Raw genomic sequence first — 24,696 nt, forward strand, 5'->3', positions numbered from 1 at the left:
TCCATGGACAAGCGCATCGACATCACCGTTCGTCAGACGGGTGCGACCCAAACCCACGTCGTTCAGCAACAAAATGCCGTGATCCAGGCCCAGGGCGGCTCAGCGATCAAGGTGACGGCTGCGCGCAGCGAGGTGACGGCGATGCTGCGTGAAGGGGATGATCTGATCCTGCATTTTGCCGACGGTACGGCGGTCCGGCTGGAGGGTTATTTCAATTGTCCGCCGGGAGACATTGCCGACCTTATTTTCCTCGAACCAGGCAATGGGCAGCAGTGGCTGACCGATCTGGGCAGCGAAGCCTGTTATCTGCCCACCGACACGACCACCGAAGCCCTGAGTTATTCCTTCGCCCCCGCAGGCGCTGCGGGGGGTCTGAGCGGCGGCCTGCTGGCGGGATTGGGGGCGGTGGCAGCCGGCATCGGCGTCGCGGCTGCTGCTGGCGGCGGCGGTGGTGGTGGGGGTGGGCCGGATGGCGGGACGGCTGTGGATAGCACGCCCCCGGCAGCGCCGACCGTGGCGCCGACAAATGGCCGTAGCTTGTCGGGCTCTGCGGAAGCGGGTTCGACGGTGCGCATCGACGTCAATGGCGACGGCTCGGTCGATGCGACGGCCACCGCTGACAATGCCGGCCGGTGGAGCTATACGCCGGCCACGCCCATCGGCGATGGCGTGACGGTGCGGGTAACGGCAGTGGATGCTGCGGGCAATGCGTCGCCATCGACCAGCGTGACGGTGGACGCGGCCGCTCCGCCGGCGCCGGTGATCAATCCCAGCAACGGCACGGCGCTCGGCGGTACGGCTGAGGCAGGGGCCACGATCGGGCTGGATCTGGATGGCGACGGCGACGTCGATGCGACGACCACGGCCGATGCGTCTGGTAACTGGAACTATACGCCTTCGACGCCGATTCCAGATGGGACGACGGTAACGGCCGTTGCGACCGATGCGGTGGGAAACAGCTCCGCGCCTGCCAGCATCGACATTGACGCCGTGCCCCCCGCCGCTCCGCTCGTCGATCCGAGCAACGGGACCGAATTGACCGGAACGGCGGAGCCCGGCGCGACTGTCGGCATCGATAGCGATGGCGACGGCACTATCGACACGACGGTTCCTGTCGATGACCAAGGCAATTGGAGCCATGTGCCGGCGACACCCATTGCCGACGGCACGACGGTGGAGGTCGTTGCGACCGATCCATCCGGCAACACATCGTCCCCTGCGACGGTCGTGGTCGACGCCACTGCGCCTGCGATCCCCGTGGTGGGCACTGTAGTCGACGATGCCGGCACGACGACTGGCCCTGTCGCCAATGGGGGCAGCACGGATGATACGACGCCGACGCTTTCGGGAAGCGGGGTAGAGGCGAGCGCCATCGTCTCTGTCTATGACGGCGGCGCGTTGCTTGGGACAGTCGTTGCGGACACCTCCGGCAACTGGAACTTCACGCCCACCGCGCCACTGTTGGAAGGGACGCACAGCTTCACCGTCACGGCGACGGATGGGACGGGCAATGTCAGCGCGGCGTCCGCCGCCTATGTCCTGACCGTCGACACCAGCGCCCCGGCTGCGCCGCTGCTCGCGCCTACCGACGGGACGACGGTTTCGGGCTCGGCGGAGGCCGGGGCGACCATCGATCTCGACACGGATGGCGACGGCCTGTCCGATGCGACGACGGTCGCGGATGCATCGGGTGACTGGAGCATCACCTTGGCTTCGCCGCTGGCGAACGGTACGGTGATCAGCGCCATCGCCACGGATGCGGCGGGCAACAGCTCCACGCCCGATACGGTGACCGTCGATACCGGACTCGACACTACTCCCCCCGCCATTCCGACCATCGGCGCCGTAGCCGACGATGTCGGCGCGATCCTTGGCGCTGTCGCCAATGGCGGGATCACTGACGATGCGACGCCAACGCTGTCCGGAACCGGCGTCGAAGCGAATGCCATCGTCTCCGTTTACGACGGCGGCACGCTGCTGGGCACGGCCGCGGTGGACGGTTCGGGCAACTGGAACTTCACTCCCACCGCGCCGCTGGGTGAGGGAACGCATAGCCTGACCGTCACGGCAACCGACGCGGCGGGCAATGTCAGCGCGGCATCGGCCGCCTATGTCCTGACCGTCGATACCAGTGCTCCGGCAACGCCTGTGCTTGCCCCGACCGACGGCACGACAATATCGGGCACTGCGGAGGCTGGAGCGACCATCGCTCTGGATACCGACGGTGACGGCATATCCGACGAGACGACGACGGTGGACGCATCGGGCGATTGGAGCATTACGCTGGCATCGCCGCTCGCAAATGGAACGGTGGTGACCGCCATCGCTACCGATGGGGCAGGCAACAGCTCACCCCCCGATACGGTGACCGTCGATACAGGTCTGGATACGACTCCTCCAGCCATTCCCGGAATTGGCGGCGTAGCCGATGATGTCGGCGCGATCCTGGGCCCCATCGCCAATGGCGGCAGCACGGATGACACGGTTCCGACCCTCTCGGGAACGGGCGTGGAGGCGAATGCCATTGTCTCCGTCTACGACGGCAGCACCTTGCTGGGTACGACGAGCGCGGACGGTTCGGGCAACTGGAGCTTCGCGCCCACCGCGCCGCTGGGCGAGGGGGCGCACAGCTTCACCGTCACGGCGACCGACGCGGCAGGCAATGTCAGCGCGGCGTCTGCCGCCTATGTGCTGACCGTCGACACCAGCGCTCCGGCCGCGCCGATTCTGGCCCCCTCCGACGGAACCACGCTATCGGGTATCGCGGAAGCCGGCGCGATCATCGACCTCGACACCGATGGCGATGGCGTGTTCGATGAGACCACGACCGCGGACGCCTCGGGCGATTGGAGCATCACCCTGGCTTCCCCGCTGGCGAATGGAACGGTCGTCAACGCGATTGCGACCGATGCCGCGGGCAATAGCTCGCTTGCCGGTGCAGTGACCGTCAATACCGGCCTCGACACCACGCCGCCTGCGGTGCCGTCGATAGCGGCGGTGGCCGACGATGCGGGGTCGATCCTAGGCCCTGTCGCCAATGGCGGGATCACGGACGATGCGACGCCTACCCTGTCGGGAATCGGGGTCGAGGCGAATGCCATTATTTCGGTCTATGACGGCAGCACCCTGCTCGGCACGGCGATGGCGGCCGCTTTGGGCAATTGGAGCTTCACGCCGACCACGCCGCTGGGTGCGGGTTCGCACAGCTTCACCGTCACGGCCACGGATGCGGCGGGGAATGAGAGCGCGGCTTCAGCGGCCTATGCCTTGACCGTCGATACCGTCGCCTCCATTCCGACGATCACCGGCATGACCGACAATGCGGGTTCGGTCTTTGGCGGCGTGATCTCGGGCGGAACGACTGACGACACCACGCCCACTCTCTCCGGAACCGGCGCGGAGGCGAACGCAAGCATCTCGATCTACGACGGCAATATGCTGCTGGGTACGGCGACGGCGGATGCTTCGGGCAATTGGAGCTTCACGCCGACTACGCCGCTGGGCGAGGGCTTGCACAGCTTCACCGCCACGGCGACCGATGCGGCGGGCAATGTCAGCCTCGCTTCGGCGGCCTATGCGGTCACGATAGACCTGACCTTGCCCCCCGTGCCGACGATCACCGGGGCCAGCGACAATGCCGGTTCGATCCTAGGCGGCGTGATTTCCGGTGGGTCGACCGACGACACGACGCCGACCCTTTCCGGAACCGGTGCGGAAGCGAACGGGACCGTTTCGGTCTATGACGGCAGCACCCTGCTGGGCACGGCGACGGCAGACGTTTCGGGCAACTGGAATTTCACGCCCACCGCTCCGCTGGGCGAGGGGCCGCACAGCTTCACCGCCGTTGGCGTCGACGCAGCAGGCAATGCCAGCATTGCCTCGGCGCCTTACGCGCTGACGATAGACCTCACCGTCCCGGCCGCGCCGACGATTACCGGCGTCAGCGACAATGTAGGCTCGGTGCTGGGGGCGGTGGCTCTGGGAGGGGCGACGGACGACACGACGCCGACCATTTCGGGAACAGGCGCGGAGGCGAACGCCAACGTTTCCGTCTATGATGGCGGCACGCTGCTGGGCACCGCAACGGCGGATGGATCGGGCAACTGGAATTTCACGCCGACTGCGCCCTTGGGCAATGGACCGCACAGCTTCACCGCCGTCGTGACGGATGCCGTGGGCAATGCGGGCCTGGCGTCGGCGCCCTATGCCATAGCCATCGATACCGTCGCCCCGACCGCCACGGTCGCGATCACGGCCCTGCGCGACGACACGCAGGTGGTGGGCGACTGGGCCACCGACGATACGTCCCCGACCATCACGGGCACGCTGAGCGCACCGCTGGCCGGCGGGGAGCGGGTCGAGGTCAGCCTGGATGGCGGCGCCACCTGGACGCAGGCGGCGACCAGCGGCACCAGCTGGTCCTACGGTCCCGGCACGCTCGGCGCCGGCGGCCATGTGGTGGACGTGCGCGTCGTGGATGCGGTCGGTAATGTGGGCTCCACGGCCGCCCAGCCGATCACCATCACGAACGTCAACGACGCGCCCATCGTCCTGGCATCGGACAGCAGCCTGCTGGGGCTTGTCAGTGCGGAAGCCCTGGGCCTGCTCGACATCGGCAGCCAGGCCTTCGTGGCGATCGATCCGGAGAACAGCCTGCAAAGCGTCGTGCTGGACTTTACGCCCCTGCTGACCGTCGGCACGCAGGTCTTCACCGTGTCGCAGGATCTGGCGACCGAACTCGGCCTTGCGGTCAACGTCAACAACCAGTTCGTGACCGTGCTGGGGACGCCCGTCTCCACCATCTCCTCGACGATGACGATAACGGCGCTGGATGGCGGGCCGATCGACAATATGGCCATCAACGAATTGCTGAGGGCGGTGCATTTCAATTCACCGCTTGGTCTCAACGTGAACCTGCTGTCAGGCATCAGCATCACGGCGACCGATACGGCCGGCGCGTCGCGGACGGACAATGCGGCCAGTCTGCTCGACGCCAATCTGCTCAACACCCTGCTTGGCGGCAGCAGCGATCCGACCATTTTGGAGGGCACGGCCGGCGTCAACATATTGACCGGCACCGCTGCCAATGAGCATCTCTACGGCTATGGCGGCGCCGATATTCTCCAGGGCGGCGGCGGCAACGACATATTGCGAGGTGGGGCCGGCGCCGACACATTGGACGGCGGCACCGGGAACGACATATTGCTGTTCGACGCGGCCGATACGCTGATCGACGGCGGGGCGGGCGCTGATGCGCTGCTCGTCCGCGGCGACAGCAGCGTGTCGCTGAACCTCGATGCGGCGACCAATATCCGCAATATGGAACGGATCGACCTGGGCGCGGGCGACACCGGACACAGCCTCACCTTGACGGAGGCCGGCATCATCCAGGCGACGGATGCGAACCGGCAACTCATCATCACGGGCGAGAATAACGACAGCGTGACCATGACCGGTGCGGTCCATGTCGGCCAGGCGCTGGTCGATAATCACGCCTATGAGCAATATAGTCTGGGAACCACGACCGTGCTCATCGAAGATCCCGTGCTGGTGGTGGTTTGATGCCGTCACCTGCCAGAGGGCAGGGGCGGGAGAGGGGCCGCTGATGCGGAAGCGGAAAGGGATTTTCCCGCCCTTGGCCGGGAAGATTCTCATGCTCCTTGGCTTTGCCCTGGCGGAAGCGCTCCATGCCGGTGCCGGTTCCGCCGCGCCCCCCGATCCCGTCGCCGATCCCCCTCCAGCCCATGGCAGCAGGATCGGCCTTGCCGACGCGGTCGGGCTGACGCTTGCCCGCCATCCCGATCTCGCCCGCGCCCGCGCCACATTGGCCCGGGGGCGGGCCGATCTGGGGGCGGCGCGCAGCCTGTGGACGCCGCAGCTTTCCTATCAGGCGAACCTGGGCCCCAATATGCTGTCGGGCAAAAGCGGCTCCGGCCTCAATGACAATATGGCGGGCCCCAGCCTGACGCTCAACCAGCTTGCCTGGGACTTCGGCCGGACGAAGGGAGAGATCGGCTATGCCCGCTCGACCGAGAAGCAGCGCCGGTTCGAACTGGAATCGGCGGCCGACCAGTTGGCGGAGACAGGCGCGCTAGCCTATCTCGACGTGAAGCGGTTCGAGCTGCTGCAACTCGAAACCGCAAAGCATGTCCAGTCGCTGGAGCATCTCCAGATGCTGATCCAGTTGCGGGTGGATGCCGGGCTTTCCGATCGTTCCGACCTGTTGCTGGCCGATGTGCGTGTGGAAAGCGCCCGCGGCGATCAGATCCAGGCCGGATCGTCGCTGACGGCGGCCAAGGTGACGCTGGCCAATCTCATCGGCGTCATGCCGGAGGTCTATGACGATCCGGCGCAGGCGATCGAACGGTTCGCGCCCCATGACGGGGAGCCTGATTTCGCCACATTGCCTGCCGTGGCCGCCGCCGAACAGGCCGAACAGGCGGCATCGGCGCGGGTAGGGCAGGCGCGGGCCGAGCGCTTCCCGCGCCTTGGCATCCAGCTTGGCTACAGCCGTAACAATTATACCTACAACAACAGGGACGACGCCTTTTCCGCCATGGTGACGGTGACCGGCGACCTGGTTCGCCGGTCCAACCGTTATGCCGTGAAGGCGGCCGAGGAAGACCGCCGCGCCGCGCAGGCGACGAAAGAGTCGACGATCCTCGACATCCGCGGCCGGGCTCTTGCCGCGCGGGAGCAGATCAGGGGCGGTTATCTGCGCATCCGGGCCTATCGCCGCCAGGAACAGCAGGCCGTCGATGCCAGCGCGATCTTCCTGGAGGAATATAAGCTCGGCAAGCGCAGCCTCACTGAACTGCTGAATGCCGAACTGGAAATCTACCGCGCGGCGAGCGCCAGGATCGCGGCGGAATACGACATATTGGGTGCGCGGGTCCAATATGAGAATGTCTTCGGCCAGCTTCGGCAATCGCTTGGCCTGCCCTCCAGCATGACACAGGACGATGGCGATGGCTGATCGGGAAATCGGCGCAGGACGCAATTGGATCGCGGCCATCGTCTCGCTTGCCGGCCTGAAAGGGATAGCGTTGACGGAGGCGGAACTGACCGGCCGGCTGGCATGGTCCGGCCATGAGGGCGACCCGCGCGACGAATTGCGGCAGGCGGCCCGGCTGTCCGGAATCCAGCTCGACCTGATCGATGTCCGGCCCGACGAGGTGCCGGACATGATGCTGCCGGCCCTGTTCGAAATGCGCGAAGGGGTGGTTGCCCTCCTCCACCGGCGCGGCGCCGACAGCGTCCTGTTTTCGGTCCCCGGACTGTCGGGCCAGACCATGCTCGAAATCCCGCGCGCCGAATTTGCGGAGAAGGCGACGGGCCGCGCCGGTTTGGTGGAGGCGCTTTCGACCAGGGCGCGTGATGCCCGTATCGACGCCTTCCTCCGCAAAAGCAGGCGGTCCTGGTTCTGGGACACGGTGTTCAGCGACCGGCGCGGCTATGGGGAGATCGTGCTTGCCTCGCTTTTCGGCAATCTGCTGACCTTCGGCACGTCGCTCTTCGCCATGCAGGTATGGGACCGCGTCATTCCCGCCCGGTCGATCCCCACGCTTTGGGTGCTGGCGCTGGGGACGCTGATGGCGCTGCTGCTCGAACTGCTGCTGCGCACCTCCCGGGTGGTGGTGGTGGACCGGATCGGACGGCGGGCCGACCTTGCGATCTCCTCCAGGATATTCGCCCGCGCGCTCGACATCCGCAACGATGCGCGGCCCAAGTCGACCGGCGCCTTCATCGCCCAGTTGCGCGACATAGAGCAGATCCGGGAACTGCTGACCTCCACCACCGTGTCCGCGCTGGTCGACCTGCCCTTCATCATTCTCTTCCTGGCGCTGTTCACCATGCTGGCGGGGCCGCTGACCTTCGTGCTGGTGGCGGCGCTCATCCTCATCGTCTTGCCGGGGCTTCTCCTGCAAATTCCCCTTGGGCGGCTGGCGAAGGAGGGCATGCGGGAAGCCGCGCTGCGCAACGCCATGCTCGTGGAATCCATAGAGCGCATCGACGAGATCAAAACCGCGCAGGCCGAGCCGCGCTTCCAGTCCCTATGGGAACGGTTCACCGTGACCGGCGCCCGCGTCGGGGCGGAGCAGCGCTTCTTCGCCGCCCTGTTTTCCAACTGGTCCCAGACCCTGCAGCAGCTTGCCTATACAGCGGTGGTCGTCGCCGGGGCCTATCGGGTGATGGACGGCGACATGACCATGGGCGCGCTCATCGCCTGTTCCATCCTCACCAGCCGCGCGCTGGTGCTGTTCGTGCCGCTGGGGCAGGTCTTCACCCGCTGGCAGAGCGCGAAGGTCGCTATCGGCGCGCTCAACGACATCATGGAAAAGCCAGTGGATCACGATCCCGAAGCGGGGCTCCTCCGCCGCACCCTGTTGCGCGGCAATTATGAGATCGAAAATCTCCTCTATGCCTATGACGCGGAATCGCCGGCGGTATTGAGGATCGACCGGCTCTCGATCCGGCAGGGGGAACGGATCGCCCTGCTGGGCAAGATCGGCGCGGGCAAGTCGACATTGCTTCGCCAGCTTTCGGGGCTGGCGCGGCCGACCTCCGGCAAGCTGTTGCTCGACGGCACGAGCATGGCGCTGATCAACCCGGCCGACATTCGCAGGGAGACGGGCTATCTGGGGCAGGGCGCGCAACTGTTCCTGGGCACCATACGCGAGAACCTGCTGGTCGGCGCTCCCCATGCCAGCGACGAGGATATGGTGGCGGCGCTGGCCGTCACGGGTGGCCTGCCGCTCGTCCAGAACCAGTCTCAGGGTCTCGACCTTCTGTTGCAGGAGGGCGGCGCAGGCCTTTCGGGCGGCCAGCGCCAGACGCTGCTGCTTGCCCGCACCTTGCTGCGCAAGGGCAATATCCTGCTGCTGGACGAGCCATCCGCGCCGCTGGACGAGAATAGCGAGCGGCATCTGGTGCGCGAACTCAGCCAATGGCTGGGGGACCGCACGCTGATCGTCACGACCAACCGGTCCGGACTGCTCGGACTGGTCGATCGCATCATCGTGATAGAGCGCGGTGCGGTGGTCATGGACGGTCCCAGGGACAAGGTGATCGCCACGCTGGCCGGGCCCAGGACCGGCGCCCGCGTCACGGGAGGGGCACAGGCATGACGACGCAAACGAAGACGGCGTCTCCCCTGCTGCGCGATGCGGCCGGAAAGGAGAGCGACTGGCTGGCCTTCGCGGAGAAGCTGAGGGTCATTCCCATCATTTCCCTGGGCGTGACGGCCTTTCTGGTCTGGGCGTGGTTCGGCACGCTGGACGAAGTCGCGGTCGGTCCCGGCAAGGTGACGCCTCCGTCGCGTTCCCAGGTCATCCAGAGCCTGGAAGGCGGCATCGTCGACGGCATCTTCGTCCATGAAGGGGACATCGTCCAGCCGCGCCAGAAGCTGGCGACGCTCGACCGCGCGCGGTTCAGTTCCACCCTGGGCGAGTCCGTCGCCAAGGCGCGCTCGCTGGAGGCCGCGGCAGCCCGGCTGGAGGCGGAGATCACTGGCGGAGAGCCCCGGTTCAGCGCGGAGGTCCGCCAGACTCCGGGACTGGTCGAGCGGGAGATGGAACTGCTCCGTTCCCGGCGCCAGAATCTTCAGGTCGCCACGGCCAGCCTGCGGGAATCGCTCGCGCTCGTCCGCCGCCAGCTTCAGATGACCACGCCACTGGTCGAACTGGGCGCGGCCAACAAGGTCGAGGTCATCCAGCTCCAGCGGCAGGAAAATGAACTGCAGGCCAAGCTCGATTCCCTGCGCAACCAGTTCATCATCGAGGCCAATGACGATTATGCGAAGACGAAGGCCGAACTGGAAGTGGTCGATCAGGTGATGAGCGGCCGGCGCGATCAGTTGAACCGCACCATCTTGACCTCTCCAGTGCGGGGGATCGTCAAGAATCTGGAGGTGACGACCATTGGCGGCGTGCTCCAGCCCGGCGGTTCGCTGATGGAGATCGTGCCGCTGGAGGACAAGCTGCTCATCGAAGCGCGCATCAGCCCGCGCGACATCGCCTTCATTCGTCCGGGGTTGCCCGCGACGGTCAAGATCACCGCCTATGATCCGTCCATCTACGGCACGCTGGACGGCACGGTCGACCGCATCTCCCCCGACACCCTGCAGGATGAGGTCAATCGCGATCAGGTCTTCTACCGCGTCTATGTCCGCACCCGGCATTCCAGCCTGCGGACCAAAGACGGCAAGGACCACGCCATCATGCCCGGCATGGTCGCGACGGTCGAAATCCGCACCGGCCGCAAGACCGTGCTCGATTATCTGATGAAGCCGATCAACAAGGCCAAGGAAGCCATGCGCGAGAGATAGGGTCGGAAAAAGGTCCTCCAAAAAACGACGGCACATGCACTTTCCCGTCATCTGGCCCTGCTATCGAGAAGCGGGGCCTGCCTGGACCTGCGCGGCAATGGTGCGGCCACCTGTCATCAAAATGAAATATTACTGTCATCCCATTGTCGCTGAAATGCCATAGCCGCCGCACCCAGTGGACACAGGGGGAGTCAGTCGGTGCCGGTGAAGATGTTCAAAAGCAGGGTTATGATGGTAAGCCTGCTGGCGCTGATGCCGGAGGTGGCGCACGCCCAGAGCAATGCGGAACTGCAACGCCAGATCGATGAACTGAAGGCGCAGGTGCAGGCGCTGACATCCGCGCTCGCCGCCAGCAGGTCCGCGCCCGCCGCCGCGGAGCCCGCTGCGGCCGTTCCTGTCTCTGCCGCTACGCCATCTGCCGCCCTGGCCAGTGCACCCGTGCAGCCGCCGGCCGCCGCGCCCGCATCGGCCCCGGAAGCCAGGTCGAAGGCGTGGTACGAACGGCTCTCATTTCGGGGCTATACCCAGATGCGCTACAATGCCTTCCTGTCGGGCGACGATAGCGCGCCTGCCGGCGTTTCCCGCCTTCGATCGGTCCATGACAGTTCGATCTCGGACCGGGGCAGCTTTTCGCTGCGTCGTGCGCGGCTGGTGCTCCAGGGCGACATTTCCGATCGCGTGTCGCTCTATCTTCAATCCGATTTCGCCACCGCGGTGAACAACCAGGCGGGGAGCGAGCGGCGGGAGGGCTTCGCTCAATTGCGGGACGCCTATGCCGACGTCTTCCTTGACAAGGGGAAGAGTTTCCGGCTGCGTTTCGGCCAGTCGAAGGTGCCTTTTGGCTGGGAAAATATGCAATCCTCGTCCAACCGTCTGACGCTCGATCGCAGCGATGCAATTAACAGCGCGGTACCCAGCGAACGAGACCTTGGCATTGTCGGCTATTATACCCCACCTTCGGTGCAGAAGATCTGGGATCGGCTGTCGCATGACGGCCAGAAGCTGTTCGGCAATTACGGCGCATTCGGCATAGGCGCCTTTAACGGGCAGGGCACCAACAGGACGGAACAGAATCGGGGTCTGATGAAGGTCGCCTTCGCTACCTGGCCTTTCGAACTGGATGGCCTGGGCGAAGCTTTGGCCGGGCAGGTGTTCGAAATCGGCGGCTCTGCAATGATGAATGACGTGCAGCCCGAACTGCGCAGCGGCTCGGTCAGTTCCGTGGCCTATGATGACGATCGCCTCGGCATCCACGCCATGCTCTACCCGCAGCCCTTCGGTATCCAGGCAGAATGGAATTGGGGCAAGGGGCCGGAATATGATCGCGCCAGCCAATCCATCCTGACCAGGAAGCTGAACGGCGGTTATGTCCAGATGATGTACCGCATGCCCACGGACTCGATCGGTACGCTGATGCCCTATGGCCGCTGGCAATATTATCGCGGCGGGTGGAAGGCGGGCACGAATGCGCCGCGTCTGGAAACCGACGAATTGGAACTGGGCGTCGAATGGCAGCCGTGGAAAGCGCTGGAATTCACCCTTGCCTTCGCCCGAATGAAGCGCGCCGAAGCCGACGAACGCCGTACAGGTCGTGCGGAAGGCAATCTTATCCGTACACAGGTGCAATGGAATTACTGAGGCATGGGGGAGGGTGCTCTTAAACGCTCTTCCTTCGCGATTGGAGGCAGGTGGGCGACGGATGCCGTATCTTGCAGCGCTCTATCTGACCATCTCACCATTAAAGCGACGCCAGCGCCCTGTTCCGGTTGAGCAAGTCCACGCCCGAACCGTAGGAGGGGAAGTCCATCCCATGTCCGATTTTCAGCTATGTGGCACCAGCGGCTGACTGGCCCGAAATGGTCGACTGCGGGGCGATTGCTTTCTCGACAGGAATGGCGGCGTCCGTGAAGAATGCCCATAACCCCTCAAAATAGCGGCGAAAGGATGAACTGTCGATCTGGAAGAGAGGTGCCGCGTTGCGACGGGGCGCTCCCGTTCTGCAATGGTGGTTCAGCGTTGACGGTTCAAGACTGACCGCCTGAGCCGCGCACGCGCAGCGTTGAAAAAGCTGCCCCATGGGGCGTCCGCAACGCAGGGCGGAGTTGAGGGATGCTGAGAGGAAGTCGCCTCCCCATATTCTCCATCCCTTCACCGGATTTTTGCGATGGGAAGATGCGGGGTCGGGCGTCGCCACATAAAGCTGGTCACGCCTGATGGAGAGTATCTGCGAGGAAAAGCCTGATTGGCACCGCTCTCGGGCTTTCGGCATCGTCAGCGGCGCAGAACTCAGGAAAGGGTGGTACCCAAGCCGAATCCAAGCTCGCCGACTTACAACCTGAAATCCGTTCCATCGGCCTGGATGGCGGACAGATCGCTTACGGCTATCGGCGCCCATCATTCTCACGAAGCCCGGCCGCTTTGCTATAAACGGCCGGGGATTTCGCGAATATAAGACCAAATACGGCCACCGCTCTGTCAAGCGGCAATCAACTCGGATTAAGGCCGATCATCGCCGTCACTTCGATCTCCACCAGCATCTCAGGGACTGCCAAGGAGGAGATTTCAAGGAAGGTATGTGGCGGGCGGGGAGCACCGTCCAGTTCTTCGCCCTGAACCTCGAAATAGGTCCAAATGTTCGCGCGGTCGGTGACATACGCCGTCATCCGCACGACATCGGCCAAGGTGGCGCCATGTGCCGCCAGCACGGTCTTGATCTTCCGAAATGCGATCTGGGTCTGCTTGCGGAAATCGCCATCGCCCAGGATAGTCACCGAATGAAGATCGGTGGCTTCCGGATCCTCGGCCGACACACCTGACAGGAACAGGTACTTCGCGCCTGCCGGGGCCTCGACGATGGAAACGTCGCTGAACAAGTCGCGTGCCCAGCCCTTGTTATGATTGACGTTCGTCTTGTTGAAATTACGGTCGGTCATGATTTCCTCAACGAGCTCCAACAAGATCTTGCGGGTCGACTGCCGCGGCCAACGGCCGGAGCGCTTCGATGCAGTGGCGATATGCCAGGCACAGCGGCACCGAAAGTACCCCATGGCTGGATTGCTGCGCCTTGGCCTTCTCGACAAGCGGCGTTACCGCTTCCAGCGCGTAGAGCGCAGGTTCCAGCGGAAGTTCAGCGATCGAAGCGGCCATCGCACGCCGGACATTGGCGGGATCCAGACCGGCTTCCAGTCCGTCCTTGCCGGCAGACTGCAAGCCCGAACGCGTGGCGCTCAACGCGTCCACAAGCGCCCGCGAATGGGTTGCGACCGCATTGATCTCATCGGTGGTCAGGTCAGTGGCCGCCACCTGCTCGATCAGGGTGTCGAGCTGCTGCGTAGCCTGTAGAAGCTGCCTTGAATACATCCTCAGGTCGATTGTCGTTGACATTGGGTACTCCGTAAATGCGGGGATCAGCGGGACGTGGCGTTCTCGAAGAAGGTCAGATATCTGATCATCTCCGGATCGTCATAGGTGAGGCTGGAAGTGTTCTCGCAGAAGAGAGTGGCGGCCGCGTCCATCGCCCATGCCGCAGACAGGAGCAGCTTTCCTGAAGCCGCACGATTCTTGCGGAGCGCAGCCGGCGCGAAGTCGACCTTCTCCAGATAGTCGCGTGCCGTCAGGAGCAGCTTGCCTGCCGTCAATCTCTGCTTCGCGCCGCGCCAGGTGTTGGAGATCACGGAAATCCAGGGCCATGCAGCGACGGTGGCGGGATCCAGCAGTTCCAGATCCTGCTTCCAGATCACTGCCATGATGTCTACGAGCCACTGCCCCTTATCGACGAATTGCTCGCCCCGGTACCTCAGCTTTTCCTTCAGCACCCGGATCTCTTCCGGCTCGCCCAGCCCTTCCATGAAGAGGATGCCCGCGCCGGCGACGGCGCTCAGAGGGCTCAGATCGCCACAACCGCATGCGGTGCTGCGCGGGTGGGAGGTGTCGAAGGGAGCAGTTGCCAGCGGCTCCGGCTCCCGCTGCCAATAGTCCCCGAAGACCTTCAGCCTGTTCGCCTCACGGCTGATGTCGGCCGCGATCTCGAGCAGCAGCGTCGCGTTGAACCGCATATGGTCGCGGTGATACAAGGCGATGTTGTGCCGAGTGTGCAGCGCTGAGTCCTCTCCTACGGCGTGATTCTCATTGTTCGGTTGCATTACAACTCCTTAGGGGGTGAAAGGATGGGAGGTGAAAGCTCGGAAGCTATTGGATTGCAGTATGAGCGATCGGTGTCCTGACGGGTTGGAATATGTTCACTACAAACGATTGCATATCGCCATTGCGTTGTCAACGAAAGCCGATTTTTGATCCGGTGCAGGCGCCTGCAATGAGGTTTCCGGCGATCAAGCAGGGGATGTTCCGCTTTGGATCCCACTCATTGCCGGACTGATTGGCCCTCGAGTGCCTCAGGCATCATCCGCATTCTTACTATAACAAACGATTGCAAAATTTTGATGGCAATCGATAAAAAGCTGGATCGCTGGTCCCATATTACAGCGCGCGCGTAGGTCTTATCTGCTGACTTCCGCCCAATGCACGCCAAATTGCCGTTGGGACCGTCTGCTGTTGTCCAACATCGAAAAGCCGCAAACTTCGAAGGATCTTTGATCTGAGAGCTTGCTGGATGAGAGCTTCCTCCTCAAAGGCTCAGCGGAGCTTGGGAAGCTATCGATGCCAATGGTAAGTGCCGGCTTCTGGTGCTTCCACGGCAGGACATGACAGCGCTTCTTCGCTTTGCTGTATTAGCGGGAGTAAAGCAGCCAGCACGGGCTTTGTGCTTTTCAGGAGATTGGTGACCCTACGGGAATCGAACCCGTGTTTCAGCCGTGAGAGGGCCGCGTCCTGACCGCTAGACGAAGGGGCCACAGGCCGCGCTGGGCGGCGAGTAGGGAGCCGCCTTTAGGAGGGCGCGTCGGCGTCGTCAAGGGAAACCCGCGCCATTTCCTTCAGCCAATAAAAAACCACCCCATGCGATTCGCATGGGGTGGCCAAGGTTCAGGGAGGAGACGCCTCCAAAGGGGGAGGCGCCCATACGACACACCCGAAAGGGGGGCAGGTGCGCCGTATGTTCAGTAAATAGAGAAAGCCGCGCGGAGTTTCAAGTGGCACCGCGCAACCTTTTTCCTTAAATATCTGTCATGAATGCTTAATTTGGTTGGGCATCCGCTGTCTGGGGCGCTGCCGGGACGGCGATCGGGCCCTTGCCCTGCGAAACCTGCGCCTCGAACAGTTCCCGCATGAGCTGCAGCGAGAAGAGATGCGCGTAAATGAGCGGCAGCATGCCGTTCTGGCTGATCTTGCGAAGCTGGTCGCCGCGCATGTCGCGCAGCTTTTCCTCGTTCACCATGCGGAAGCCGCGATAGACGAAGGGTTGGTCATTGCCGGGCACCTGGATGGCGACTTCGCCGTCCATCAGCAGGTCGAGATCCTTCAGATCCTTCATGAACTGGCCGGTACGCGCCGCTGCCTGTTCGAAATCCTCGCAGAATTTGAGCACGCCCTGCGTCAGTTCGCTGGGCTTGCCGTCTTCGAACAGCGGCTGGCCCTCCTCGAACGTACCGAGCGCGTCGCTGGTCGGATCGAAGCAGAGTGAGAGTTCGTCGCTGTCGGGGCGCAACTTCGCCAGCATCCAGGGATAGCGGCGGACATAGGCGGGGACATAGGCCGGGCCACGCAGCTTGCCATCATCGTCGAGGAAGGTGTTGACGCCTTCGTTGAGGCCCATCAGCGCCAGAGGAACGGGCTCGTCCCCGGCGGAGAAGATGATCGGCACGAAGCGCTGGGCGGCGACGAATTCGTCCACGGTCAGCGGAATGGCGTGCTGGGTCGTCAGGAACGGCGCCGAATCGACGGTGCGGCTCCGCCAGGCGGCGTGATCGACGCTGCTCAGCGGAATGAGATCGTTGTAGAAGACGGGAAGGCCGTTCGCGGGCGCGCTTGCCATGATGTGCTAGTCCATTTCCAACAAAAAGCGGCGCATTTTCCCTTGCGCCGCTAGCCTGATACTGGGCCGAGGGGGATAAAGCCCTTGGACGCGGGAGGCAATCGCTTTGTCGATGCCCAGTGCTGCCGCCGGGGCTGGCTTCAGCCTTCCTCCGGACGGGGGATCAGCTTGTCCGGATTCATGATGCCCTGCGGATCGAATGCGGCCTTGACCGCGCGCAGGGCGTGGAGGCGCGCGGGGCTGGAGAGGCGGCCGAGTTCGGCGCGCTTCATCTGGCCGATGCCATGTTCGGCGGAGATGGAGCCGCCCGCCGCGACCACCGCATCATGGACGAAGCTGTTGATCGCCTGACCCTCCGCCGCGATCCATGCCGGACCGTCGGTCGTGCCCCTGGGCGCGCGGACATGGAAATGGACGTTGCCGTCCCCCAGATGACCGAAGGAGGAGGCGGTGGTGCCGGGAAAGGCCCTTTCCGCCGCTGCCGCGGCTTCGATCATGAAGGCGGGCATCCGCGCAACCGGCACGCTGATGTCATATTGCAGCGCCGGTCCCTGCGCCCGTTCGGATTCGGAGAGCGATTCGCGGATGCGCCAGAAGGCTTCCGCCTGCGTTTCATTGGCGGCGATGGCGGCGTCGACGGCGAGGCCCTGTTCCAACGCATCGGCCAGCGCGCTCTCCAGCCGGTCGGCGGGCGTCGGATCGCGTGGGTCGCCATGGTCGACCTCTACCAGCACATGCCAGGGCGTGCGCGTTGCAATCGGGCAGCGGGTGCCGGGAACATGCGACAGGACATGGCCCAGGCCGTCGTCCGCGATCACTTCGAACCCTTCGACACTGTCGCCCAGATGGGCTTCGCAAAGCCGGAGCAGGGCCAGCGCATCGGCAGGTGAGGAGACGCCGATCCAGCCGACGGCGCGAGCCGCAATGGCGGGCACCAGGCGCAGCGCGGCGGCGGTGACGATTCCCAAAGTCCCTTCGGCGCCGATCAGCAATTGCTTGATGTCATAGCCGCGATTGTCCTTCTTGAGGGCATCCAGGCCATGGAAGATGCCGCCGTCCGGCAGGACAGCCTCAATCCCCTCGACCAGCGCCCGCATCGTGCCGTGGCGCAGCACCTGGGTTCCGCCGGCATTGGTGGAGATGAGCCCGCCGATGGTGGCCGAACCCTTGGCCCCAAGGCTCAGTGGAAAGCGGCGGCCAACGGCGGCGGCGGCATCGTGGAGGTTGGAGAGGATGACCCCCGCTTCGCAGACGGCAAGATTGTCGTGCGGAGACAGGTTGCGGATATGGTTCATCCGGCGGAGCGACAGGATCAGCGCAGAACCGTCCGCCGGGGGCGTGGCGCCGCCCACCATGGAAGTGTTGCCACCCTGCGGCACCAGCGGCACGCCAAGATCGGCGGCAAGGCGGACCGCGGCGGCGACCTGGCCGGTCGATTCCGGCTGAAGAATGGCGGCGGCAGCGCCGTGATAGCGTCCGCGCCAGTCGCTGACCCACGGGGCGATGTCGTCCGCATCGGTCACGACGCGCTTTTCCCCCAGCAGGGCCGTGAATCGGGCGATAACATCTTGTCCTATCATGGGACTGTCCTATGCCTTGGAATTCATCGACGGTTCAACCTTTGGCCCATAGCGTCCGCGTCCCAAAAGGGGTTCGACTTGTTTCATTCCGTCCTGCTGCTGTTGTCCGCGTCAGCCGCCGAGCCCGTGCAATGGGCGCAACTGACGATCGAGCAGCGTGTCATCATCCGCGTGCCGATGGCAAGGAAGGGGCGTGCGCCCGCGCGTCCCACGCCGGAGGCGCGGAATGACTGGAAGGAGAAGAAGGGGCCGCGCTGCATCGCGCTGCGATCGATTCGGTCGGCAAGCATAGTGATGGACAATGCCATAGATCTGCTGCTGGCTGATAATCACCGCTATCGCGCAAGGCTGGAGCGCGGGTGCAACAGCATGGGTTTCTATTCCGGATTCTATGTCGAGCCCGATGAGGACGGCTCGCTCTGTTCCGGGCGCGACGAATTGCAGGCGCGGAGCGGGGCCAGTTGCGCGATCGAGGGTTTCCGCCGGCTGGAGCAGGCCGAACCGGACGATTGACCGCATCATCTTCGCGATTTTCTTGACAAGAGGCCGATATTTCCGCAAGGCGCGCCCGATTTCCCTGCGCGTTTTCGTGCGGTGGAGAGCCTCCTGTCCCGGACATCTGAATGACTTTTGCCGATCTCGGCCTTTCCGACGAATTATTGAAGGCCGTTACCGAGGCCGGATATGACACGCCCACGCCGATTCAGGCACAGGCGATCCCGCCCGTGCTGATGATGAAGGACATCATCGGCATCGCGCAGACGGGAACGGGCAAGACCGCCAGCTTCGTGCTGCCGATGATCGACATCCTCGCCCATGGCCGCGCCCGCGCGCTGATGCCGCGATCGCTGATCCTGGAGCCGACGCGTGAACTCGCTGCCCAGGTGGCCGAGAATTTCGAGAAATACGGGAAGTATCACAAGCTCAACATGGCGCTGCTGATCGGCGGCGTGCAGATGGGCGATCAGCTCAAAGCCCTGGAAAAAGGCGTCGACGTGCTGATCGCGACGCCGGGGCGGCTGATGGACCTGTTCCAGCGGGGCAAGATACTGCTCAACGGCTGCAGCATGCTGGTGATCGACGAAGCCGACCGGATGCTCGACATGGGCTTCATCCCGGACATCGAGGAGATTTGCACAAAGCTGCCCGCCCAGCGGCAGACGCTGCTGTTCTCCGCGACCATGCCGCCGGTGATCAAGAAGCTGGCCGACCGGTTCCTCAGCAATCCCAAGTCGATCGAGGTGGCGCGGCCCGCCACGGCCTCGACCAACATCACCCAGCGTCTGGTGAAGGTCGATTCGCGCAAGAAGCGGGAGGCCCTGCGCGCGATGCTGGATGCCGAGGACGTGCAGAGCGCGGTGATCTTCTGCAACCGCAAGACCACGGTGCGTGAACTCAACAAGAGCCTTCAGCGCCATGGCTTCAAATCGGGCGAGATTCACGGCGACATCGACCAGTCGGCGCGCATCGCGGAACTGGAGCGGTTCCGGGCGGGGACGGTGAACATATTGGTGGCGTCCGACGTTGCGGCGCGCGGGCTGGACATCAAGGGCGTGAGCCATGTGTTCAATTTCGACGCGCCTTGGCATCCCGACGATTATGTCCATCGCATCGGCCGCACGGGCCGCGCAGGGGCGAAGGGCGTAGCCTATACCTTCGTGACGTCGGACGATGCCGAGGCGATCGACAATATCCAGAAGCTGATCAAGCAGAAGATCGAGACCATCGACGCACCGGTCGCTGCTGCTCCCGCCGAAAAGGCGAAGGAGGAACCGCGCCGTTCGGGCCGGGATCGGAAAGACGACCGCAAGTCCGACAAGCGCCGCGACGACCGCCGCCGTGAAGAACCGCGTGCTGCGCGGCCGGAGGGCAATGGCGCCCGACCGCGGCGGCCAGAACCGGTGGACGATGGTCCGGACGAAGGCTGGAACGGACCGGTTCCGGAGTTTCTTTCGGTGGGGTTTGGCGCTTAGTTGCCGTTGCAGGCCAGGCGTGGCCTGTTTTCGGCCCTCCTAAGACATCCCTCCCGGCCGCTTCGACGCACGGTCCCTAGATCAGCCCTTTCGCACGCAGGCTGCTGTGCCCCTGTGTCCCTATGATGATATGGTCATGCACCGCGATGTTGAGCCGCTTGCCCGCTTCCGCGATCTGCCGGGTGATTTCTATATCCTGACGGCTGGGTTCCGGCGATCCGCTGGGATGATTGTGGACAAGGATCAACGCTGCCGAGCCAAGGTCGATCGCCCGTCGAATAACCTCCCGGGTATAAATCGCCGCCTGGTCGATCGAACCGTCGCCCATATGCTCGTCGCGGATCAGCATGTTCCGGCTGTTGAGGTGCAACACCCGCACCCGCTCCACCGTCAGAAAGGCCATGTCGGCGCGCAGATAGTCGAGCAGCGCCTGCCAGCTTGCCAGCACCGGCTTTTCCGCCACTCCGTTGCGTAGCATCCGCAGCATCGTCGCCTGAACGATCTTGATCGCGGCGATGCTGGTGTCGCCCATGCCGGGAACGCGGGCAATCGCCTGCCAGTCAGCCGCCATCAGCCCACCGATGCCATCGAATTCGCGCAGCAGCGCCTTTGCCAGTGGTTTCGTGTCGCGACGGGGTATGGCCAGTGCCAGCAGATATTCGATCAGTTCATGATCATGCAACGCTTCGCCGCCGCTCTCCGCCAGTTTTCGGCGCAGCCGGGCGCGATGCCCGACGCCGTCGTGCGCAGCCTTCAAATCCTGATCCGGCAAAGTCTTACCTGTCCCCCGCATGCGAAGGGGGACGCTATTCATTGCGGATTTATCGGGCAAGGATATTTAGGAGTGATCGGACGTTATGCAGGCGTTACGGACTTGAGCACGCGGGTTTGACCAGAAGCATGGAAGATGAAGACGGCGAAAAGGAGATTCGCCGCGGCTGGCTCCGCTGGCTTGGAGTGGGCACGGGGTCGCTGGCGCTGATCCTTGCCGCGCTGTGGACGCAGCGCGCGCCCATCGCAGAAAATTTCATCAGCCGCGAACTCAACCGGCGTGGCGTGCAGGGCAGCTATGATCTGACGGACATAGGCCTTCGCACCCAGCGGATCGAGAATATCGTGCTGGGCGATCCCGCTCGTCCCGATTTGACGGCGCGCTGGGTGGAGGTCGACATCGCTTTCACAGGGCTGACCCCGCAAGTGGCGGCGGTGCGGGCAGGTGGCGTCAGGATGCGGGGGTCGTTGCACAATGGCGTGCTGAAGCTGGGAGAGGTCGACAAATTCCGGGACCCGAAATCCACGGCGCCCTTCAGCCTGCCGGACATTCTGCTGGCGCTCAGCGATGCGCGACTGCGGCTGGATACCGATGCCGGCCCGATCGGCATGCAGATAGAGGGGAAGGGGAATCTGCGATCGGGCTTCCGGGGCAGGCTGGCGGCGGCGATGCCGAATGGAGGCGTCGAGGGATGCGGGCTGGCCGACCTGCGGGCGATGCTGGATGTTGCCATGCAGGACGGACGCCCACATCTCTCCGGCCCGTTGCGCGGCGCAGCGCTGGCCTGTCGCGATGCCGGCATCGCCGTGGCGAAACCGGCTGCGGATGTGGATGTCTGGCTCGGCAAGGCGTTGGATCGCTGGACCGGCCGCGTCGACCTGACGGGGGAAGCGCTCAAGTCCGGCGGCATGGTTCTGGCGCGCCCCTCAGGCCGGATCGATTTCGACGGAACGGCTGCCAAAACCGCCGGGCGAGCGCGAATCGGGGCGACGGCTCTGTCGGCCGGCGCCGCATTGGCCGGACCCGCCGACTTTCAGGGCGCCTGGCATGTCGGCAAGGGCGATATGGGTCTTGAGGGGCGGCTGTCCGTTCGGCAGTTGCGGTTCGCCGGCCGCGATCCCCTGGCGGCTGCGCGCGAATCTACGGTCGGGACGCCCGTTGGGCCGCTGGTCGCGCGCCTGGCCGATGCCACGCGCCGCGCCGGCGCGGACAATGTCCTGCAAACCACCCTGGCCTTCGCTCAGCAAGGGAAGGCGGGCAGCCTAGCCTTGACCGACACCCGCTTTTCGGCGCGCAGCGGTGCGCGGATCGCCATAGCCGGGGAAGGTCGCGTGACCATCGGCTGGCCTGGCAGGGCCGGGCAGGCGATCGACTGGGCGCTCGACGGAGCGATCACGACGGAGGGCGGCGGATTGCCGAGGGCGGCGCTGCGTTTGGGGCGGAGGCCGGGCGGCGGCTTTGGCGGACAATTGTTCCTTGAGCCCTATGCGGCGGGCGATGCCAGGTTAAGCCTGGAGCCGGTGCGATTCGTTGCGGGGCCGAAGGGCGATACGCGCTTCTCGACGCAGGTGCGGCTCGACGGGCCGCTTCCCGGTGGAAGGCTGCGCGGGCTGGTGGCGCCCGTTGAAGGGCAAATGAACGCCAAGGGTCTATTGGCGATCAACCCGCATTGCGTGCCCATCTCGCTGATCGAGGCGCGCTATGGCAATTTTTCGCTGGGGCGGACCCGGCAGACGTTGTGCCCCGTCGGGCAGGCGCTGCTTGCCGTCGGGCCGGGCGGTGTGAGTGGCGGCGCTGAAATCCGCAAACTCGCATTGGCGGGCAAAAGCGGCGACAGCCCAATGCGCCTTTCCGCTGATAGCGCTCGTTTCGCTCTGGGACAGCAGGGTTTTGCACTTGCCAATGCCGATCTGGCGATCGGTCCGCAGGATTCGCCTGTTCGGTTGAGCGCGGCGACGCTGACCGGCAACGCCACGGCCCAGGGCTTGGGCGGCCGGTTGACGGGGGCAGGCGGCCGGATCGGGTCCGTGCCGCTGATCGTCGAAAATGGCGCGGGCGACTGGAGCTTCGCCGGGGGCGCGCTGAAGCTGGCGGCCGGGATGACGGTGCGCGATGCGCAGGCGCCGGGCCGGTTCGAACCGCTGAATGTTCCCGACTTCGCGCTGACGTTGAAGGATTCGAAGATTGCAGCGACGGGATCGTTGCGGACGCCGCGCAATGATGCGCTGGTAGCCCGGGCAGTCATCGCGCATGATCTGAGCAGTGGGCGAGGCAAGGCGGATCTGGCGGTTCCGGCACTGTCCTTTGGTCCTGGTCTCCAGCCGGAGGATGTGACCCGCCTCGCCCTTGGCGTGGTGGCCAATGTGACGGCGCAGGTCAGCGGGGAAGGGCATATCCGCTGGAACGGGACGCATGTGACCAGCGATGGCCTGTTCGGGACCGACAATGCCAGCCTGGCGGCGGCTTTCGGCCCGGTGGAGGGGTTGTCCGGCGAACTGCGTTTCACCGATCTGCTCGGTCTCGTCAGCGCGCCGGGGCAGGAAGTGCGAATCAGGTCGGTCAATCCGGGTGTAGAGGTTCGCGACGGCCTTGTGCGCTATCGGCTGGAGGCGGGGCAGAAGGTGCGGATCGAAGGGGGCGGCTGGCCCTTTTCCGGCGGGGAGCTGGTCCTGCTGCCGACGACGATGGATTTCAGCGCAGATGTGGACCGTTATTTGACCTTCCGCGTCATCGGTCTGGATGCGGGCGCCTTCATCCAGGCGATGGACCTCAAGAATATTTCCGCCACGGGTACGTTCGACGGCATCATGCCTCTGATCTTCAACGCGCAGGGCGGGCGCGTGGCGGGGGGCGTGCTGACCGCGCGGCAGCAAGGCATGCCGCCGCTGATGATGCCCGAAGGCGTGCTGCCCACCATCCCCTGCGATCCGACGCGCCAGTCGGGGACCCTTTCCTATGTGGGGCCGGTGTCGAACGAGCAGTTGGGCGCGATGGGGCGGCTGGCCTTCGATGCGCTCAAGAATCTCCAGTATAAATGCCTCACCATATTGATGGACGGCGCGCTGGATGGAGAGATGGTGACGAACGTCGTCTTCAACGGCGTCAATCGCGGGCAGATCGGTGGGGCGCCGGCGGGTCTGGCGCGGAATTTCACGGGCCTGCCCTTCATCTTCAACGTGCGGATCGCCGCTCCCTTCCGGGGCCTTCTGGGAACCGCGCAGTCCTTCATCGATCCGTCAACGCTCATACAAAACAGCATAGGCGACCAGATGCAGGAGAAGATGCGGGCCACGATCGGCCAGGAGGGGGTTGCAGTTCAGCCTGCCGAAAGCGAAACTATGCGAAATGGGGAGCAGAAATGAAGAAGCGAACGATCATCGTGGCGGGCTTCGCCGGTCTGGCCTTGGGGGGCTGCATCCAGGTGAAGGCGCCCGACAAGCCGATAGAGATCAACCTCAACGTGAAGGTGCAGCAGGAGGTCGTTGTTCGCCTGCAGCGCGATGCGCAAGATTTGATCCAGAATAACCCGGAGTTGTTCCCGCAATGACACGCAAATTTTTGATGATTGCCGCCTCTGCCGCGGTCGTGCTGGCGACCGGCCTGGCCATGACTTCTCCGGCGCGGGCGCAGTCGGGCGCGGTCGCCGCCGCCATGAGCGCGGGGGCGGTGGGCGAGCAGGCCGACGGCTATCTCGGCATTGCCGGTTCGGTGAGCGACGCGGTGCGGCAGGAAGTCGAATCGATCAACATCAAGCGCAGGGCCGCCTATACCGACCTTGCCGGCAAGCGCGGCGTGACCGTGCAGGATGTGGCGGCGGCGACCGGATGCCAGACGCTCAGCAGCAGGGTGAAGCCCGGGCAGGTCTATCGGATCGGCGCGGGCGCGTGGCAGACCAAGGGCGCGGGCCCCATCGCGCTGCCGGGCTATTGCGCCACGGCGGGGTGATTTACCTCAGGCCGGACTTGCCGGGCTAGTGGACTTTGGACCCAGCTTCGTTCGGACAGGAAATTCTCTGGCCCAACGACGGTTGACACTCCTGAAAGCCCTTTCTAAACGGGCCGCGCCTTGACGGGTGCAGCCGCAAGCGCCATGCCGCCTGACGTTGGCTTTTAAAG

Annotated in this window: 16 protein-coding genes and 1 tRNA gene; 10 read left to right on the top strand and 7 right to left on the bottom strand. The window is 64.4% G+C overall.

The window, feature by feature from the left end; translation table 11 throughout:
• Nucleotides 1–3: 3 nt before the first annotated feature.
• From TZ53_RS26865 to TZ53_RS16115, 5 genes are all read left to right on the top strand, one after another.
• The gene (locus TZ53_RS26865) at nt 4–5,562 is read left to right on the top strand and encodes an Ig-like domain repeat protein (protein WP_052628220.1); all 5,559 of its coding nucleotides are present in this window, start codon (nt 4–6) and stop codon (nt 5,560–5,562) included.
• 91 nt (nt 5,563–5,653) lie between these two features.
• On the top strand, nt 5,654–6,976 hold the full coding sequence (locus tag TZ53_RS16100) for a TolC family protein (RefSeq protein ID WP_083198983.1): 1,323 nt from the start codon (nt 5,654–5,656) through the stop codon (nt 6,974–6,976).
• Nucleotides 6,969–9,128, top strand: a complete 2,160-nt coding sequence (locus TZ53_RS16105; RefSeq protein WP_044663101.1) for a type I secretion system permease/ATPase — start codon at nt 6,969–6,971, stop codon at nt 9,126–9,128. The genes TZ53_RS16100 and TZ53_RS16105 overlap by 8 nt, the downstream gene beginning before the upstream one ends.
• Nucleotides 9,125–10,327, top strand: coding sequence for an HlyD family type I secretion periplasmic adaptor subunit (locus TZ53_RS16110; RefSeq protein ID WP_082166337.1), 1,203 nt, complete (start codon nt 9,125–9,127; stop codon nt 10,325–10,327). The genes TZ53_RS16105 and TZ53_RS16110 overlap by 4 nt, the downstream gene beginning before the upstream one ends.
• Before the next feature lie 228 nt (nt 10,328–10,555).
• Nucleotides 10,556–11,965: a porin gene (locus tag TZ53_RS16115; protein WP_130030050.1), complete on the top strand. Its 1,410-nt coding sequence runs from the start codon at nt 10,556–10,558 to the stop codon at nt 11,963–11,965.
• Between the two features lie 848 nt (nt 11,966–12,813).
• Here the strand turns inward: TZ53_RS16115 and TZ53_RS26205 are convergent.
• The 6 genes from TZ53_RS26205 to TZ53_RS16145 all read right to left on the bottom strand — a co-directional run bounded on the left by TZ53_RS26205 (nt 12,814) and on the right by TZ53_RS16145 (nt 17,836).
• Nucleotides 12,814–13,260 carry a RidA family protein gene (locus TZ53_RS26205; RefSeq protein ID WP_044663103.1) on the bottom strand — a complete coding sequence of 149 codons (447 nt, stop codon included), beginning with the start codon at nt 13,258–13,260 and terminating at the stop codon, nt 12,814–12,816.
• A 7-nt stretch (nt 13,261–13,267) separates the two neighbouring features.
• Entirely contained in the window at nt 13,268–13,711 is a 444-nt protein-coding gene (locus tag TZ53_RS26870; protein WP_130030049.1) for a hypothetical protein, read from the bottom strand.
• A gap of 23 nt (nt 13,712–13,734) precedes the next feature.
• Nucleotides 13,735–14,469, bottom strand: a complete 735-nt coding sequence (locus TZ53_RS16130; protein ID WP_130030048.1) for a hypothetical protein — start codon at nt 14,467–14,469, stop codon at nt 13,735–13,737.
• Nucleotides 14,470–15,102: 633 nt separating this feature from the next.
• Nucleotides 15,103–15,176 (bottom strand) — tRNA-Glu (locus TZ53_RS16135).
• 282 nt (nt 15,177–15,458) lie between these two features.
• Complete coding sequence (locus TZ53_RS16140) at nt 15,459–16,256, bottom strand: SapC family protein (protein WP_025546494.1); 798 nt, start codon at nt 16,254–16,256, stop codon at nt 15,459–15,461.
• 140 nt (nt 16,257–16,396) lie between these two features.
• Nucleotides 16,397–17,836 (bottom strand): FAD-binding oxidoreductase, encoded by a 1,440-nt coding sequence (locus TZ53_RS16145; RefSeq protein WP_044661937.1) that lies wholly within the window; start codon nt 17,834–17,836, stop codon nt 16,397–16,399.
• 78 nt (nt 17,837–17,914) lie between these two features.
• Between TZ53_RS16145 and TZ53_RS16150 the strand changes: the two genes are divergently transcribed.
• Nucleotides 17,915–18,349: a hypothetical protein gene (locus TZ53_RS16150; RefSeq protein WP_044661938.1), complete on the top strand. Its 435-nt coding sequence runs from the start codon at nt 17,915–17,917 to the stop codon at nt 18,347–18,349.
• Between the two features lie 110 nt (nt 18,350–18,459).
• The gene (locus TZ53_RS16155) at nt 18,460–19,809 is read left to right on the top strand and encodes a DEAD/DEAH box helicase (RefSeq protein WP_044661939.1); all 1,350 of its coding nucleotides are present in this window, start codon (nt 18,460–18,462) and stop codon (nt 19,807–19,809) included.
• Between the two features lie 76 nt (nt 19,810–19,885).
• Here TZ53_RS16155 and radC read toward each other — a convergent pair whose 3' ends face one another.
• Nucleotides 19,886–20,581, bottom strand: coding sequence for a RadC family protein (gene radC, locus TZ53_RS16160; RefSeq protein ID WP_044661940.1), 696 nt, complete (start codon nt 20,579–20,581; stop codon nt 19,886–19,888).
• A 128-nt stretch (nt 20,582–20,709) separates the two neighbouring features.
• On the opposite strand from radC, the gene TZ53_RS16165 reads away from it, so the two are divergent.
• From TZ53_RS16165 to TZ53_RS16175, 3 genes are read left to right on the top strand one after another with little or no spacing between them, the layout of a single operon-like run.
• A complete protein-coding gene (locus tag TZ53_RS16165) occupies nt 20,710–23,943 on the top strand; it encodes an intermembrane phospholipid transport protein YdbH family protein (protein ID WP_044661941.1) in 3,234 nt (1,077 codons plus the stop codon).
• Entirely contained in the window at nt 23,940–24,128 is a 189-nt protein-coding gene (locus tag TZ53_RS16170) for a YnbE family lipoprotein (protein ID WP_044661942.1), read from the top strand. Before TZ53_RS16165 ends, TZ53_RS16170 begins: the two co-directional genes overlap by 4 nt.
• Nucleotides 24,125–24,526, top strand: a complete 402-nt coding sequence (locus TZ53_RS16175; RefSeq protein ID WP_025546504.1) for a YdbL family protein — start codon at nt 24,125–24,127, stop codon at nt 24,524–24,526. The genes TZ53_RS16170 and TZ53_RS16175 overlap by 4 nt, the downstream gene beginning before the upstream one ends.
• The last annotated feature ends 170 nt before the right edge of the window (nt 24,527–24,696 follow it).

The organism is Sphingobium sp. YBL2, assembly GCF_000943805.1.
GTDB classification, from domain to species: domain Bacteria; phylum Pseudomonadota; class Alphaproteobacteria; order Sphingomonadales; family Sphingomonadaceae; genus Sphingobium; species Sphingobium fuliginis.